The sequence below is a fragment of the Hydrogenimonas thermophila genome (assembly GCF_900115615.1).
GTDB lineage: Bacteria > Campylobacterota > Campylobacteria > Campylobacterales > Hydrogenimonadaceae > Hydrogenimonas > Hydrogenimonas thermophila.
Map to the genome: position 1 here is coordinate 21,609 of NZ_FOXB01000021.1, position 17,144 is coordinate 38,752.

Below are 17,144 nucleotides of genomic sequence, written 5' to 3' on the forward strand. Positions count from 1 at the left end.
ATATCAAACAATTACAAATTTACAAGCCAACCATCTCAATAGCACTAACTCCACCGCCCATCTTTTTGACTCTAATTTGCAAAGGTATATGCTCTTTTAATGCCTCAACATGAGAGATTACCCCTACCATTTTCCCCTTACTCTCCAACAGATTCAATGCTTCAAGAGCAGTTTCAAGGCTGTTTTTATCAAGTGTTCCAAACCCCTCATCAAGGAAGAGTGAATCGATGGAGATTCTTTGACTTGCTAATTCAGAGAGTCCAAGAGCAAGAGATAAACTTACCAAAAAACTCTCTCCTCCTGAAAGTGTTTCTGCCGGACGTATCTCATCTCCTTGGTACTTATCGACTATATCAAGCTCTAATAGGTGATTTTCCACTTTTCGACGAATAATGTAGTAACGGTCTGTCAATATTTTCAGATGGTGATTTGCCAAATAGATAAGCTGATCAAGCGTAATGCCTTGAGCAAACTTTGAAAATTTTGCTCCATCAGCAGAGCCGATGAGTTCATTTAGTTTTGTCCACTCATCCAACTCTCTTTGCATCTGCTGAATTTTGACAAGTCTCTCTTCTAATCTTAAACGGCTCTTTTTATCTGTATCAAGCTCTTGTGTAATCTTTCCAATCTCTCTTTGCACAGTTTCTAAACTCTCTTTAATCTCTTTAAGCTTACTCTCCAACTCTTCAATCTCTCTATCTGTCACAGCTTTTGCTTTATGCTCTTCAAGTCTCTTTTTTGAATCTTGCAGAAGTGCTTTTGTTTCATTAAAGTTTTGCTCTAACCTCTTGCAAATCTCTTCCAATACCTCTCTTTCATCAGCAGGTAAACTAACTTCACGATAAGCTTTTTCTGACTCAAACCCACTTTCTTTTAACTTATGCTCAAAAGTTTGCTCGCTACTCTTTAAAGTCTCTTCAAGAGTTTTTAGCTCACTCTCCATACTTTTATGTGATCTCTGCTTCTCTTGTAGTGTAGCTGTTAGAGTAGAAAACTCTTCTCTTCTATTTGTCATTAACAATCTTTTACTCTCAAGAGATCTATTTATCTCTTCTTCATATTTATCAATATCAATAACGTTAAGAGTCGATGTCTGCTTCTCTTGAAGCGTTTTAACCTCATTTTTTATCTCTAAAACTCTATTTTTAAACCCGTCAATCTCTTGAATCAATGAAGCGATTTTTGTCTCTTTCTCTTTTTTTGCAATAGCCTGTTGCTGATAAGTCTGCTCTATCTTACCAAGCCTACTTTTTATCTGCTCAAACCTATCTCCTCTTTTTGTAAGCTCTTTAAACTCTGCATCAGCTCTCTTTGCATCAAAAGTAAGTCCAAAACTCTCCCACTCTTTACTAAGTTCAGCCTCAATTTCCTTACAATCTTTTTGAAGCTCTGACTCTTTTTGATTTATATGCTCCAACTCATTTTTAGATACCCTACAACTCTCTTCTATATCTCTTAAAAGATTCTGTTTCTTTTGAAAATCATCTGTAAGCTTATCTCTTCTTTTAAGCAACTCTCTCTTTTCATCCCTCTTTGAAGAGATTGTTGACAACTCTACCTCAACACTCTGCAGTGTCTCTTCTAACTCCTTTTCACTCTCATCACTAACACTAAAGTTCTCTCTTTTAAAGTACCCTTCTATCTCTTCAACTTTTGCTCCAATCTTCTCTATCTCTAAAAGAGAGCTCTCAAGCTGTGCTTTTAGTGCTGCCATATCTGCCGTAACTCTTGAGAGACTCTCTTCACTCTCTTGCAATGACTTCTCTTTCTCTTTTAACTCTTTTTCTGTCTCATCCAAAGAGAGTTTCATATACTCTTCAACATAAGGGTGTTCCGTTGAACCGCATAAAAAGCAGGGCTTACCCTTAACCAATCTCTTCCGATCCTCTTCATACTTTTTGATCAAAATCTCTTGTTCTCTCTTCTCTTTAAGAGTAGCGACGTGATCTTTAAGAGCAGTAATCTTCTGCTCCATCTGCTCTGCCAAGCTTTTGCTTGATGCTATCTTCTCTTCAATCCGAACTTTTTCTTCAAGCTCATCTTTTAAAAGTTTTGTTAACTCCCTATACTCGCTTAAGTACCGTTTTATCTCTAAATACTCTATCTCTTTATCTCTAAGTTCAGGTTCTTTTCGATCAAGCAGTTCTACTTCATCTTCAATCTTCTTATATCTTTCATTAACTTCACTCAAACTCTTCTCAATCGGTTCTATCTCCAACCTAAGACGATTTATCTTCTCATCTTTTTCATTAATCTCATTAACACATCTCTTCTTCTGCTCTAAAACACTATTCAAATCTTCCTGACTACTCTGCAATCTTTTTAACAACTGCTCAATTAGACTCAATCTTTTACCAAGATTCTCATCTAAAGCGTGTTCAGATAGGTAGCTTTTACAATTTTCAATCTCTTCTAAGAGCTTCTCCTCTTCAATCTTTAACTTATCAAGCTCTTTCTCCAACTCTCGTTTTATACCATCTTTTCTTTCCATCTCATTTTTTAAAGCAGTAATCTCTTTTACTTTATTGCTAGTCTCTACTTTAATCTCCCTTGCCTTCTGTACCTTTTGACTCTCGATTTTATGCCTTTGAGACTCTTTCTCATACGCATCTTCAGCCTGCTTACACTCACGCTCAAGCTCATTAACACGCTTTAGTAAAACTGCAATCTCTTCTGAAAGCTCTTTTATCTCTCTTTCTCTCTTTAATAGACTTGTCTTTGCATCTATCTTTTTAGTATATAAAGCATCAAGCTCCAACGCTTTTAAAGCCAACTTTAACCTATCAAACTTCTCACTATTTTGCTCTTTTTGTAAGGTAGCTTCATTGAACTTTTTACTATTTTGCTCATACTCTTCAGCAAGCTTTACTAAATCTTTTTTCCATTTAAGCACACTCTCTGCAAGTGTCAACTCTTTTTCTATCTTAACTTTCTCATCTTGATTCTTTTGTAGTAACTCTTCAAGCTCTTTACGAACTTCTGGCTCTAAAACCTCTATTCCTTCTAAAGCACTCTTCTCTTTCTCAACATCCTGTTTGAATTGAGAATATTTGCTATATGTAAGTTTAGAAATCTCACTATATATCTTTGTACCGGTAATCTTCTCTAACAATGCAGATCTATCTTTCTCCTTTGCTTTTAAAAAGGCATCAAAACTCCCCTGCGCCAGCATCATCGACTGCGTGAAACGTCCAAAGTCAAGCCCGGTTATTCTCTCAATTTCTTTTGGAACCTCTTTAGTTCCAGAAACAATCACTTTACCTGTATCTACAAGGGCAAGCTCCATCTTAGGAGTTTGAAACTTTCCATCAGCTCTTTTTCTTGCCCTTCTAAGACTCCAAGAGCTTCGATAAACCTTTTTATCTATTTCAAACTCTACTTCACACATCGCTTCACCAGTACCGCGGGACATAAGCTCTCTTGGATTTAAGAGTCTTGCCGTACGCCCATATAAAGCACAAGAGATGATGTCAAGCAGTGTAGTTTTTCCGGAGCCTGTCTCTCCTGTTATGGCAAAGAGCGCATTTCCTTTTAAAAACTCTACAAAATCAATATCTGTCTCACCCTTTAGCGAGTTAATATTCAAAGCTCTAAGTCGTAAAATTTTCATTGCTCTTCCACCTCACTCAAAACCACTTTAAAATGCGAAACAAGTCTCTCTTTAAGTTCATCATCTGCTATCTCATCCATCTCTAATCGCTTCATAAAGACATCTATAGGTTTAAGCTCATCAAGCGTATCGACTCTCATATCATTAGCAAAAAATGGATTCTCTTTTCTATCTACCTTTATCGCCAAAACAGAAAGCCCCAATCCATTTGCATACTCAAAAAGCTCTTGCGTAGTAGCGTGTGGATTATCATCTTTCAAATATATTTCTATCCAGACACTTTTATCGTTTATTTGCTCCAAATCTTTTTTAATAGATTTTTTATCACCCTTTAAAACCAACAACTCTCTAAATGAGGGAATCTCAACCCTTTCAACAGCCGCTTTTTTACCCTCAAATGTGACAATATTTACCATCTTCTTTGAATCAGCCTCACTGAAACTAAGCGGTATTGGCGAACCGCTGTACCAGACTTGACCTTCTCCAACCTTTTGGTTTAGATGCAAATGCCCCAAAGCAACATAATCAAACATTTTGGTTAAAAAGTCACTAGAGATATTTAGAACATTTCCAATGTATATCTCACGTTCAGACTCACTCGATTTGCTTCCAACAGTTGTAAGATGACCTGTAGCTATAATAGGAACATCCTTCCCACCTACTACCTCTAAAGCTCTTTTATAGATATTTTCATAGTAATCTTTTATCCCATCATTTAGAGCTCTCTCTTTCTGCTCAGAAGTCAGCCCTCCAAAGCTTCTTCTTACAACACTGTCTCTAAGAAAAGGAACAGCACAAACAACACCCTGCAATCTTTTATCTTTATAGATATTAATGATACTCTCTTCATCCTCTTCGCCGCTTGCTATGACATTGATATCTAAAATTTTCAGAAGTTCACGTGGTGCTTTCAATGTAGCTACAGAATCGTGATTTCCTCTAACGATTACAACATTTTTACAATATGATTGATTAAGACTTTTTAAAAAGTTATAGTAGAGTTCAAGTGCATAATTTGGAGGTGTACCTGTATCAAAAATATCTCCTGAAACAATTAAAAGATCAATCTTCTTATTATTAATCAACTCTATAAGCCATTGAAAAAAGGCTCTATGCTCCTCTTCTCTGCTCTTTCCCATAAAGTTTTGTCCCAAATGCCAGTCAGATGTATGCAAAATTTTCAAAATATTCTCCTGTCACCCAAGCGTTTGTTTTATTTTACACTAAATTTATCAGTCTATTTATCAGTTTTCAAAAAAAGTTTAATAATCTATTTTGATATAATAGTACCAAAAACAGGGCATCATCAGTGATTCGGTTTATAACAGCATTTATTATATTAACTCATACTCTATATGCTGCTGCATTGCCTGTCAAATTTTCTGGTAATAAAACTTTTAGCGACCGTACTTTATATGAAGTAATAGGGCTTAAACCTCCACTCTTTTTTGAGTTTTGGAAGAGTGAGCAAAAACTCGATCCTAACAAAGTTAAAGCACTTACTCCATTGATTGAAAACTTTTACAAATCACACGGCTTTTATAATGCAAAAGCTAAAAGCGATATTAAAGATAACACAATAGTTTTCTTAATTAAAGAGAATGAACCTATCAAAGTTGCCAAAATATCTGCCATCTCAGCACTAGATATCAAACCTATTATTCCTTTTCATAATCAAGATAGATTTGATCCAGAAGCTTTTGTAAAAAGCAAAAAAGAGATTAGAAAATTTTACGCCAATCACCAATACTGTAATGTAGAACTAAATGCAAAAGCTTATGTTGATATAGAAAAAAACTTAGCATACATCGTCTATGATGTAAAACCGAATGAGAAATGTTTTTTTGGAAAAATCAGCATAGAGACAAAAGAGAATATCAGTCCTGAAATTATCAAATCTCTCCTATACTTCAAACAAGGAGATCCATACTCAACTGAACTTATTAAACGAAGTTACAAAGAGATTTATGCCAATGAAGGAATAGATAGAGTTATCATAGATGACAGCAGACACAATGGAAAGAGTGTACCGGTAGATGTAAAAGTATCAGCCTATCCAAAACCGATACACATCAAAGCAGGTGCAGGTTTTAGCAGTGATGAGGGAATAAACCTGCTGATGGGAATAAAACACCGAAATATTTTAGGAGACTTAAAAACAGTAGGCATTGAGGCACGATACTCGCAGATTAAGTCATATATTCAAATATTTACTGATGTTCCGTTGGTAAATCACTATCGACTTGGTGGAAATATTGCTATAAAAAGAGAGATATATGACGGTTACAATGAAGAGTCTTTGATTACAAGAGTAGATTTGAAACGATCTATATTTCCACATAGGTTTAGAGGAAGCATCTTTTATGAAGATATTGCTACAACAGACAGCAATGACCCAATAAATTTTCCAAATGGAAAACTGCAAATTTTCTCACCTGAAGGAAGCTGGGAAGTAGATAGACGTGACTCTATCATCGAACCATCAAAAGGGTACAGACTAAATGCAAGAGTGATGGGTTCAATCAAATCACAACTTTCAGATGCTACCTACTATAAACTCTTTTTATCAGGCTCTTACCATCTGCCTGTATCTTTTGGAGTAACCTCATTTCGTCTAAAATATGGAGCAATAAAACTGCTTCAAGGCCGAATACCTCCATCTTACAGATTTTACGCCGGAGGAATGAACTCAAACCGTGCTTATAACTTTAGACAATTAGGCCCTCAAAACAGTAACGGTGATCCTATAGGAGCTTTTAGCATTACAGAAGGAAGTGTCGAGCTTCGCTTTCCATTGAGTGAAAGTTTTAAAGCTGTTCTTTTTACAGATATTACATACCTTGGAGATACAACACTACCTGACTATCAAAAGCCATACATTTCCATTGGTCCTGGCATACGCTACAAAACACCAATAGGACCTATTGCACTGGATGTTGGATTTGATTTTAATGACTTTAGCCGATTTGCTATCCACTTTCATATAGGAGAACTATTTTAATGGGCAGGCTTTATGCAAAAATAGCCCTATTTTTACAAGCAATCATTATATTTTTTGGGCTATTTTTTTACATAACTCTTCACCCTGAAACAACAAAACTTATTGCCCAAAAGGCTCTTAAAGATAATGGTGTTCTTTTTAGCCGTATAGAAGGATGCCTCTTTTGCGGATTTACTCTTTATGATGCCTCTTATCAAAAAATATTTAATGCCAAAAAGATTGATATAAAATACTCTATCTTTTCACTAATTTCTGCAAATCCAACAATTAAAGAGATTAACATTGTTGAACCAAACATCTACCCTATGCATCTAAAGAAACAAAAGTCTAAAGAGCAAAATAAGAGTGATATATTGCTGCCGCCTATATTGGTAAAAAAGCTAAATATTAAAAACTGCACTATTAACCTTCCTAAAAATGAGAAAGTAGCATTCAATTTATATATAAAAAAACTTCTGTTTAAAAACAGAGATTTTGAGATAAAGAGTTTTAAAACAGATATAAAGACAGCATATGCATCAGGATCATTCAAAGGTAAGCTTAATAAGCAGACAATAACGGCAAATGGATATGGGACTATTTCTGAAAAATATAAAAGTTTGGCCAAATCAACTGTAAAAAATCTTCCTGAAAAACTCCCACTCAAGCTTAAAGTAGATATGCATCACCTAAAAGCCTCTACAAAGATAGATAAAACCATATTCTTAAAAGATGCAAATCTATCTATTCAAAATCTAACCTTAGATTTTAACTACCTTTTTAAAGAAAACTACTTCACTGCAAAGTCAAGCTACACTCTAAAACACCCAATAATTACGGCAAACTTAGATCAAAACATTCTCTTTACTCCATCATTAGCCTACTCCATAAAGACAGAAGGAAAAATAACCAAATCTCTACACCCTCTTCCATCTAAAGATTTTCAAATAGATTTGGCAGGAGATTTAAACACAATTACATCAGAACTATATATGGGACCATATAGATTAAGCATATTCAGCACTGACTATAAACAATTTGCTCTTCAAGCCTCATCAAAACCGCATATACCAAAATATATAAAAAATATGCCAGCTGTTTTTCTAAATCAAACTATTACACTCGAAGCAAATGCAACGGCAACATTAAAACCAAAACCTCTGTTAAAAGGCATCGTTACACTAGATGGCAACTACTCAAAGACAAAAAGCTTTTTTGAAATTGATCCAGATATGGTGTTGGTTAAATCAACAATAAATCCAAAAGTTGGCAATGAGGGAGTTTGGAAAAATATTCCAAAATCGATGATAGGAGAGATAAAAAGCTTTCTTTACCTAACAAAAGAGAAGAGAATTTTAAATGTTTCAACTTTAAAAAACTTTTTGACTCTTTTTGAAGAGAGAGGAAACATAAGTGGATGGGCTAATATTGGCAATCTCTCACTTAGTGCAAAAGGCAAGCTTAAAAAGGATGGAACTACAGATTTAGACTTTATAACCCACATAGAATCTATACAAAAATTGATGGAAGATTTTAACGTAAAATCAAACCTGACAATAGATGCAGAAGTAAACAGCAAATTCAACTTAGTACTGACAGATCATATGCAGCTTACATACCAAATAAAAGTTCCTTGGTATATAGTCCAACCAGATTCACAAACCATCTACTATGGACTAGAATCTAAACTCCAAGGAAAAATAGATGGAAACATAATAAGCATAGACAACTACACTGTAGGCTTCAATGAGCGTAAATTTATTCAAAAACGAAGCTCAACTTTTCATTTTGATGAAAACTTGTCGCTATTTATCGACAATCTAGCTATTTTAGATAAAGCGGATTTAAAAGGGTACTTCAACATTAAGCAAAGCAGAGCAAAGCTGTCAATAAAAGGTGTTCAAGTACACTACAATGGTCCTGAAGGAAATATAACCACAAATATAAATGTAAATGCCTCCATATCTAAAAAAGAAGTTAACATTGAAGGAGATGTTGAGGTTGTAGATGCAACTATCACTTTCAAACCAATTAAAGAGTACACAGTAAATGATGAAGATATCATCATAATTCAAGATATCAAAGAGCCAAGCAAAACAAAAAAGAGCATAAATATACACATATATTCTAAAAAACCTCTTCTTTACAAAATCCCAATGGTAAAGGCATATTTTATTCCAGATATCACTATATGGAAAGAGAGTAAAAAATCAACAGAACTTTTAGGAATGGTAAAAGTAACAGATGGATCAATCAATGTTACAGAAAAACATTTTAACATAGAGCCTTCAGAAATTTACTTTTACGGAAGTCACCCTATTAATCCTTACTTAGATCTGCATATACTTTATGAACTCAACTTTAACAAATTCCATATTTATGTAAGCCATACACTCTCAAACCCTGTGTTTCTCTTCTCATCAGAACCACCAATGAGCCAAAACGATATTATGAGCTATATACTATTTGGTGAACCAGCAGGAGAAGCTTTTAAACAAAATGGCGGTACTGAAAGTACCATTGGTACAATGCTTTTAGGAACAGGTCTAAAAAATGCCATTGGATCAGCTACAGGCATACGATTTGATACACTAAACATCATCAACAGACCAGAAGGTGGATTTGGCATAGAGGTTGGCAAAGACATCAACAAACGGTTACGCATTATCTACAGAAACGACACCATCTCAAGCTTCATAATCCAATACAAAGCTACAAAAAGTATACGCATAGATGTAGATGTCAGAGATACCGGACAAGGAATTAATGTGCTTTATGTGAAAGAGAGGTAAATATTCAACAGAAATAATTTTTACTAATAAGTATGGTTAATTAATGCACCAATCCAGTAAGACCAAAGACGGAAGTGTTAGAAATTTTGTATCAATTATTTTTTCATCTAAGCTAAATGAGTTTAAATCAATTCCCTACCAAAGCCTTTTAGCCGTTAACCACTCATTAAACTGACAAATTATATAATTTATAAGAGAAATTTTTTAGGAGAAACATTATGAAACACCAGTATCTGAAATCTCAACCAGATGAAAAAGGTTACTTTGGTAAGTATGGTGGTGCTTTTATACCTCCTCAACTTGAAGAAGAGTTTGAGAGGATAACAGAAGCTTATATGAAGCTTAGAAAGTCTGAAGAGTTTATATCTGAATTGCGTCGAATTAGAAAATATTACCAAGGTCGCCCTACTCCGGTTTATCATGCAAAACGGCTTAGTGATGCAGTTGGTGGCGCTCAAATATACTTTAAACGTGAAGATTTAAACCACACCGGTGCTCATAAATTAAACCACTGCATGGCAGAAGCATTATTGGCAAAAAGTATGGGTAAAACAAAACTCATAGCTGAAACAGGTGCAGGTCAGCATGGTGTTGCATTGGCTACCGCATGTGCATATTTTGGTCTTGAATGCGAAATTCATATGGGTGAAGTTGATATAAAAAAAGAGCATCCAAATGTTGTTAGAATGAAAATTTTAGGAGCAAAGGTTGTACCTGCAACTCATGGACTAAAAACATTAAAAGAGGCTGTCGATTCAGCATTTGAATCATATCTTGGACAGTTAGATAGAGCTATGTATGCCATTGGTTCAGTTGTTGGTCCTCACCCATTTCCTTTAATGGTACGTGATTTTCAGAGTATTGTTGGTATAGAGGCACGAGAGCAGTTTCTTGAGATTACGGGCGATCTGCCTGATCATGTAGTTGCTTGTGTTGGCGGAGGCAGTAATGCTATGGGAATATTTAGCGGTTTCATAGATGATCCAGTTGAGCTATATGCAGTAGAACCATTAGGTAAAAGTACAAATCTTGGTGATCACGCTGCAACTCTTGAGTACGGAAAAGAGGGAGTTATTCACGGTTTTAAATCTATTCTGCTACAAACAGAAGATGGTGAACCTGCTCCTGTACACTCCATTGCAAGCGGTCTTGATTACCCTAGCGTTGGACCAGAACATGCACACCTTCACGATATTGGCAGAGTTCATGTAAAAGGTGCTACAGATGAAGAGACAGTAGATGCTTTCTATGCAATAAGCCAATATGAGGGGATCATTCCAGCATTAGAGAGTTCTCATGCAATTGCATACGCCTTAAAACTGGCAAAAGAGGTACCATATGACTCTATTTTGGTAAATCTTTCAGGTCGCGGAGATAAAGATATAGATTATGTTGTAGATACTTTTGGCGTTAGAGAGTGGAAGCCATAATAGTTTGCTAAATAATCTTATATAATAAACTTGTTATAATCACTCATTAGAATAAACTGACTTATAAAAGAAGGAGAGCGTGTGTTTAAAAAGGCGATTCAAACGTTACTGTTAATGTCGCTTTTTTTAAACATCACACACGCTGCTGTTATTTCATTAATTGATAGATGCGATCATCAAACACTGCAAGAATATATTATGGAAATAGACCAAGGAAGTGATTGCGGTGACTTATGTGATGCACACTATATATTTCATCTCAATGCTATTGCTACAACACCGATAGTAATTATTCCTAAGTTTTCATACAGTGTAATAATAGACTACTATCAAAAAGAGTATATTCCCCCATTTCTTGAACCATCTTACCGTCCTCCTATAGTTTAACTCTTTATTTAAACCCTAAAAACAGTGTTAAATATCTCCATTCATAAGGAGAACTCTACATAAAAAGGATGGCAATGAAATATTTAATGACAATATTTTTATGCACTATTTCAAGCTTTGCTGCAAGTTATATGGAGTTTGAAAAAAGTGTTATTCAAAATGCTCCATTAATGAAAGTATATAGACTTGAAAAGAGTACTTCTAAACTTAAAGAGCGTATTGCATTACGTTACGACAACCCCTCTTTTGAATGGGAAATAAACAATTTTAGCAGTGACAATAGCAAAAATGACAATGGCTTCAAATCTGCAATTTCACAACCAATCAGAACTTTTGGATATGAAAAAAGCCTAAAAGAGTATGCCAATACTCTTAATTTGTTGGCCAAAAAAGGTTACGAAAAAAACCGTGCAAAATTTCTTGTAGAGCTTCGTCGCTATTTTACAGAGTATGTAAAAGCAGTTCATACAAAAGCTCTTTTAAAAGAGGAGATCGCACTTTATAAAAGGTTAGAGTCTATTGCAAAAACACGTTTTGAAAATGGTGCTATAAGCCGTACCAAGTTAATGCAAGCATCATTACAACGAGTATCTGCAGAAACAAAACTGTTTGAAATTGAAAGAGAGATAGATGCACGATACTATGACTTAATGAGCATTACAGGAGTAAAGAAAAGTATTCCACTTGATGCTAATTTTATTTACCCAGTCAACTATGTAACTATTAACGACGTAAATCTACAAAATGCCGAACTAGATGCTCTTGAAGCAGTGCAAAAGCAGTATGAAGCTGAAGCTAAGATGCAAAATAGAAAACTAAAAACTTACAGACTATTTACTACATATGAAGATGATATAGACCAATCAATCGTAACTTTTGGAGCCGGAATTGACTTGCCACTTTTTAATCAAAACAGAGAAGAGTATCAACTGGCAAAAATCAAAGCACAGAAAGCATATTTGAAAAAAGTGCAATTAAAAAACTCTCAACAAAAGAGACTAAAATCACTCATAGATCAATTATTAATACTAAAAAAAGAGTATATGGCACTAAAAAAGAGAGCCTTGAAAGAGCAAGAGTTACTGACTCTATTTGAAGAGGGTTACCGTACAGCACAAAGCTCACTGATAGACATCATACAAACACAACGCAGTTTAATTGGTACTAAACGAAAACTGCTAGAGACAGAGTATTTGACAAATCTTTACCATATCGAAATTGATTATCTGAAAGGAAGATTAAAATGAAACAATTTATTCTTTTACTAACAGCCTTCATATATTTACAAGCCCAAGAGATAGTTGTTGAAAAAGCAAAACTGCAAAGCTTTGGAAAACTGCTAATTACCAATGCAAAAATAGTACAACTATCCAATCAACAACAGCAAATTGTCTCACGCCTTGGAGGTCATCTTGAAGAGTATTACGTTAAACCGGGAGAGACAGTAAAAAAAGGTGCTCCTATTGCAAAAATTAAGTCATTAGAGCTTTCAAAGATGACAGCCGACTTTATAGCAATTGGTAAAAAGATAGATGCGGCTCGTGAAAGATTCTCTTCAACAAAAAAACTGTTTGAAAAAGGGTTGGCATCAAAGCAAGACTTAAACAAAGAACAAATAGCCCTTGCATCAATTGAAGCAAATAGAAACAGCCTTGCTTCACAACTTAAATCTCTTGGAATAAACCTAAATAGCTTAAAAGGTGCAACAGATACTCTACTCATTTATGCACACGCCGATGGATTGGTCAGCCGTTTGCTAATTCCACTGCATACAAACCTAAATGCTCAAACACCAATTGTTTCATTAGTGCAAAAAAGTGGCTACTATGCCATTGCCTATATCAGTGTAAAAGAGGCATTGAATCTTCCAAAAGATATTCAAGGCAGACTAAGTATTGGCAATCTAAGTTTTAAGTGCAGATATATGTATCTACTTCCAAAAATAGATGAAGAGACACAACGAGCGCAAATGCTCTTTTGGATTGAAAGCAGTAACAAACCGCTTCTTTTAAATGCCTTTGCCCAAATGGAGATAAATCTACCGCCATTTAAAAAATATGTTGCCATAAAGCGTTCAGCATTAACAATGTTCAAAGGTGAGTGGGTTGTTTTCATTCCAAAAAAAGAGGAAGATCACGATGAGCATAATGAAAAAGATGAGCATCATCACGAAGAGATCCCATATGAGATACGTGTTGTAGATGTCATAGAGAGATTTGAAGATAAAGTTGCCGTAAAAGGGTTAAAAGATGGCGAAGAGTATGTTGCTGACGGAGTCTATTTTGTCAAATCAGCGCTTTTAAAGTCTGAAATTGGCGGACACGGTCATTAAGGATGCATAAATGAGACAATTTTTTAAATGGCTTATTCGCTACAAATTTCTTGTTATTGCCCTGTTTGTTGCAATTGCAGGTTTTGGATATCAGGCATATCGTGAAATTCCTGTAGATGCTTTTCCAGATATTACCCCAAAACAGGTTGTAATCTATACTGAAAGCCAGGGAAATTCAGCTGGGGATATTGAAAAACTAATAACCTACCCCATAGAATCGGCAATGGCTGGATTGCCTGGAGTTAAAATGATATTGAGTAACTCTATATTTGGTCTCTCTTATGTCTCAATCTTTTTTGAAGATGATTATGACACTTACCTTCTGCGCCAACTGGTAACTGAGCGTCTAAACAGTGTTGATATTCCAAAAGGTTGGGGAAAACCAGTTATGGGACCTAATACAACAGGTCTTGGACAGGTCTTTTGGTATCAGATAAAAGATAATAGCTCTAAACTAAGCCTTACGGAGCTTAAAGAACTGCAAGAGTACGTTGTAGCACCGATGCTTAAAGCAGTTAACGGTGTTGAAGAGGTAATTGGCTGGGGCGGATTTGAGAAGCAGTATGAAGTAGTGATTGACCCTAAACTGTTGCAAGCACTGGGTGTAACATATGATGAAATCATAGAAGCTCTTCAAAGAGCCAACCAAAGTGCCGGCGGGCAGTACTTGGAAATGAATAGAGAGCAGTATCTCATTCGTGGCAGTGGATTTTACCAGAGTATTAACGATATAAAAAATACAGTAGTAAAAACAAAAGAGCTTAAAGCTGTTACAATTGAAGATTTAGCAGAAGTGCGCATTGGAAAAGCTCCACGATTTGGTGCTGTAACAATTGATGGTAAAGAGGCAATGTTTGGAATGGTACTTCAACGAAGCGGTACAAATGCTGCTAAAGTTGTTGAAAGAATCAAGGAAAAACTTCCTTTAATTAACGCTGCATTGCCTGAAGGGGTGGAGATTCATACCATCTATGATCGTACCGAAATCACAAATAAAGCAGTTGCTACTATGACAAATGCACTTCTAAGTGGTACAATTCTTGTAGCAATAGTTCTTTTTCTATCTCTTTTTGAGTTACGAAGCGCATTCATTGTCATCATCTCTCTTCCACTATCACTGCTTATAGCCTTTTTATTAATGAAACAGTTTGGTATTAGTGCCAATTTAATGAGCCTTAGCGGTCTTGCAATAGCCATAGGAATGATTGTTGACGGAACAATCGTTGTTGTAGAAAATAGCTTTAGGCTTATGCACGACAATCCTAAAGCAAATAAACTAGAGATTATTGCCCAAGCTTCAGCAGAAGTAGCTAAACCGGTAGTTTTTGCACTGCTCATCATTGCTGCTGTATTTATTCCGCTTCTAAGCCTATCTGGACTTGCAGGCAAACTATATGCACCGATGGCAATTAACATAGTCTTTGTAATGCTTGGCTCATTAGCAGTTGCAATGCTGTTGGTTCCGGTACTTAGTTTTCTTATGCTAAAACCTACAAAGCATAGAGTAAGCCCACTCATAATGGCTATAAAAAAAGTCTATACACCACTACTAAATTTTTCGCTTAAACACGCCAAAACTGTAACTGCATTTGCTTTCATACTCTTTGGAGTAACTTTCTATCTTCTTAGCCAACAAGGGCGTGAATTTATGCCTGAACTAAATGAAGAGTCGATTATGTACCGTGTTATTGCAATTCCAGGTACAGCATTGAGCCAAAGCATACAAAGTTCTAAAGAGATTGAAACATATATACTTCAAAACTACCCAAATGAGGTAAAAAGTGTACTTAGTATGATTGGACGAAGTGAAAAGGGTGAAACAGCACAGGCAAACTATATGGAGATTCTGCTTACTCTTCAACCAGGCATTAAAAACCTAAAGAGACTTGCCAAGCGTATGACACACGAACTCCAAGAGCATTTTAACTATGTACAATTCATCCCTACCCAACCAATAGGAATGCGAATAGAAGAGTTACTTGAAGGGGTTAAAGCTGAACTTGCAGTAAAAATTTATGGAGAGAATCAAAAGATTTTAGAGACTATTGCATCTCAAATTCAACAAACTCTAAGAGGCATTGAAGGATTGGAACGTACTGAAGTTGAAACACAACTTGGACAGGCTCAAATTACAATTCAACCAAACTTTTTGGCACTATCAAGGTATGGAATCGGTGTAGATGAAGTTATGCGCATCATTCGCCACGGCATAGGAGAAGAGCCTGTGACTGAAAAAATCGAAGGTGTAAGACGCTTTGGCATTGTTGCAAAAATAGAAGATGCAAAAAAAGATTTCAAAACATTAAGATCCATAATGATTAGAAGTAAAAGTGGAAAAATGGTGCCATTAAATGAAGTGTGTGAAATAAGCATCGTTCAAGGTCCGTCATTTATCAAGCGTGAAGATTTAAGCAGATATATGGTTATTTCAATGGATGTTGAAGGTCGAGATATCGCCTCATTTGTCAAAGAGGCAAATAAAAAGATTCAGCAATCTGTATCTATTCCTAAAGGGTATTACATCCGTTGGGCAGGTGATTTTAAAAATATGCAAGAGGCTACAAAAAAGCTGATGATCATCATTCCTATAACCATTGGTCTTATAATCCTTCTTCTATATACAGCTTTTAACTCGTTCAAAAAATCTCTTCTTATTCTAATGGGTGTACCACTTGGACTAATTGGCGGCATTATAGCTCTTCTTATTAGCGGTGAGTATCTTAGTGTATCGGCTATTGTTGGTTTTATTGCAATATTCGCTATTGCTATACTAAATGGCATTGTGCTAGTCAGTTTCATAGATGAACTTAGAGAAAAATTTCCAGATGTCAAACTTGAAACAGTTCTTAAAGATGCAACATTACTGCGTCTTCGACCTGTTTTGATGACAGCTTTTACGACACTATTTGGCATTTTGCCACTGCTCTATGCATCAGGAGTCGGTAGTGAAATTCAGTACCCGTTAGCAGTTGTCGTTACAGGTGGGATTATAAGCTCTACACTCTTAACACTGTTAGTACTTCCTTCACTTTACCTTCTTTTTTATAAAAAAACTTGACAAATATTTTCTGTGGCAGATTAATGCCACAGAAGGTATGTAACAAGTCTAATATCTCCAGTAAAGCCAAAGGTTTAAATAGAGTATTTTATTTCGTTTCTAAAGCAAGTTTCAAATCTTCAATCAAATCATTAGGATCTTCCAACCCTATGCTAAGACGTATAAGTCCTGGTTTAACACCGCAAGCTTTCATCTCTTCATCACTCAACTGCTGATGTGTTGTGCTTGCTGGATGGGTGATAATACTTTTACTATCACCTATATTTACTACCAAAGAGAATATTTTAGTTTTATCTACAATCTGTTTAGCTGTTTCAAAATCTTCAACTTCAAAGCTAAGCAGACCGCTGCTCATACCATCTTTAAAGTATTTCATTGCCATCTCATAGTTTGAGTTACTCTTAAGACCTGGGTAATTAACTTTTAGTACTTTTGGATGCTCTTCTAAAAACTCTGCCACTTTTTTAGCACTATTAGAGTGAACTGGCATTCTTATTGGCAATGTCTCTAATCCTTGAATAAAGAGCCAGCTATTAAAAGGTGCTACTACTGCAC

The 17,144-nt window shown here is 35.5% G+C and carries 10 protein-coding genes; 7 read left to right on the forward strand and 3 right to left on the reverse strand.

The genetic code is table 11. The features are described 5' to 3' along the window. Positions 1-19: 19 nt before the first annotated feature. On the reverse strand, positions 20-3,610 hold the full coding sequence (locus BM227_RS07620) for an AAA family ATPase (RefSeq protein WP_092912678.1): 3,591 nt from the start codon (positions 3,608-3,610) through the stop codon (positions 20-22). Further along, positions 3,607-4,794 (reverse strand): exonuclease SbcCD subunit D C-terminal domain-containing protein, encoded by a 1,188-nt coding sequence (locus BM227_RS07625; RefSeq protein WP_092912679.1) that lies wholly within the window; start codon positions 4,792-4,794, stop codon positions 3,607-3,609. Before BM227_RS07625 ends, BM227_RS07620 begins: the two co-directional genes overlap by 4 nt. Positions 4,795-4,919: 125 nt before the next feature. On the opposite strand from BM227_RS07625, the gene BM227_RS07630 reads away from it, so the two are divergent. The 7 genes from BM227_RS07630 to BM227_RS07660 all read left to right on the forward strand — a co-directional run bounded on the left by BM227_RS07630 (position 4,920) and on the right by BM227_RS07660 (position 16,589). Continuing rightward, a complete protein-coding gene (locus tag BM227_RS07630) occupies positions 4,920-6,611 on the forward strand; it encodes a BamA/TamA family outer membrane protein (protein WP_092912681.1) in 1,692 nt (563 codons plus the stop codon). Next, positions 6,611-9,382, forward strand: coding sequence for a translocation/assembly module TamB domain-containing protein (locus BM227_RS07635; protein ID WP_092912683.1), 2,772 nt, complete (start codon positions 6,611-6,613; stop codon positions 9,380-9,382). The genes BM227_RS07630 and BM227_RS07635 overlap by 1 nt, the downstream gene beginning before the upstream one ends. Before the next feature lie 218 nt (positions 9,383-9,600). Continuing rightward, entirely contained in the window at positions 9,601-10,812 is a 1,212-nt protein-coding gene (trpB, locus tag BM227_RS07640; RefSeq protein WP_092912684.1) for a tryptophan synthase subunit beta, read from the forward strand. A gap of 81 nt (positions 10,813-10,893) precedes the next feature. Continuing rightward, complete coding sequence (locus BM227_RS07645) at positions 10,894-11,199, forward strand: hypothetical protein (RefSeq protein WP_143089717.1); 306 nt, start codon at positions 10,894-10,896, stop codon at positions 11,197-11,199. 74 nt (positions 11,200-11,273) lie between these two features. Next, on the forward strand, positions 11,274-12,446 hold the full coding sequence (locus BM227_RS07650) for a TolC family protein (protein WP_177202018.1): 1,173 nt from the start codon (positions 11,274-11,276) through the stop codon (positions 12,444-12,446). After that, positions 12,443-13,531, forward strand: coding sequence for an efflux RND transporter periplasmic adaptor subunit (locus BM227_RS07655; protein WP_092912690.1), 1,089 nt, complete (start codon positions 12,443-12,445; stop codon positions 13,529-13,531). Before BM227_RS07650 ends, BM227_RS07655 begins: the two co-directional genes overlap by 4 nt. A 10-nt stretch (positions 13,532-13,541) precedes the next feature. Beyond that, positions 13,542-16,589, forward strand: a complete 3,048-nt coding sequence (locus BM227_RS07660; RefSeq protein ID WP_092912692.1) for an efflux RND transporter permease subunit — start codon at positions 13,542-13,544, stop codon at positions 16,587-16,589. An 88-nt stretch (positions 16,590-16,677) separates the two neighbouring features. Here BM227_RS07660 and BM227_RS07665 read toward each other — a convergent pair. Then, positions 16,678-17,144: PLP-dependent transferase (locus BM227_RS07665; RefSeq protein WP_143089718.1), on the reverse strand; the 467-nt coding region annotated here is incomplete at its 5' end.

Bases quoted from the DNA above. Each gene is read 5' to 3' on its own strand.
- BM227_RS07650 (WP_177202018.1), top strand. From the start codon at position 11,274: ATGAAATATTTAATGACAATATTTTTATGCACTATTTCAAGCTTTGCT.
- BM227_RS07660 (WP_092912692.1), top strand. From the start codon at position 13,542: ATGAGACAATTTTTTAAATGGCTTATTCGCTACAAATTTCTTGTTATT.
- trpB (WP_092912684.1), top strand. From the start codon at position 9,601: ATGAAACACCAGTATCTGAAATCTCAACCAGATGAAAAAGGTTACTTT.
- BM227_RS07655 (WP_092912690.1), top strand. From the start codon at position 12,443: ATGAAACAATTTATTCTTTTACTAACAGCCTTCATATATTTACAAGCC.
- BM227_RS07635 (WP_092912683.1), top strand. From the start codon at position 6,611: ATGGGCAGGCTTTATGCAAAAATAGCCCTATTTTTACAAGCAATCATT.
- BM227_RS07620 (WP_092912678.1), bottom strand. From the start codon at position 3,610: ATGAAAATTTTACGACTTAGAGCTTTGAATATTAACTCGCTAAAGGGT.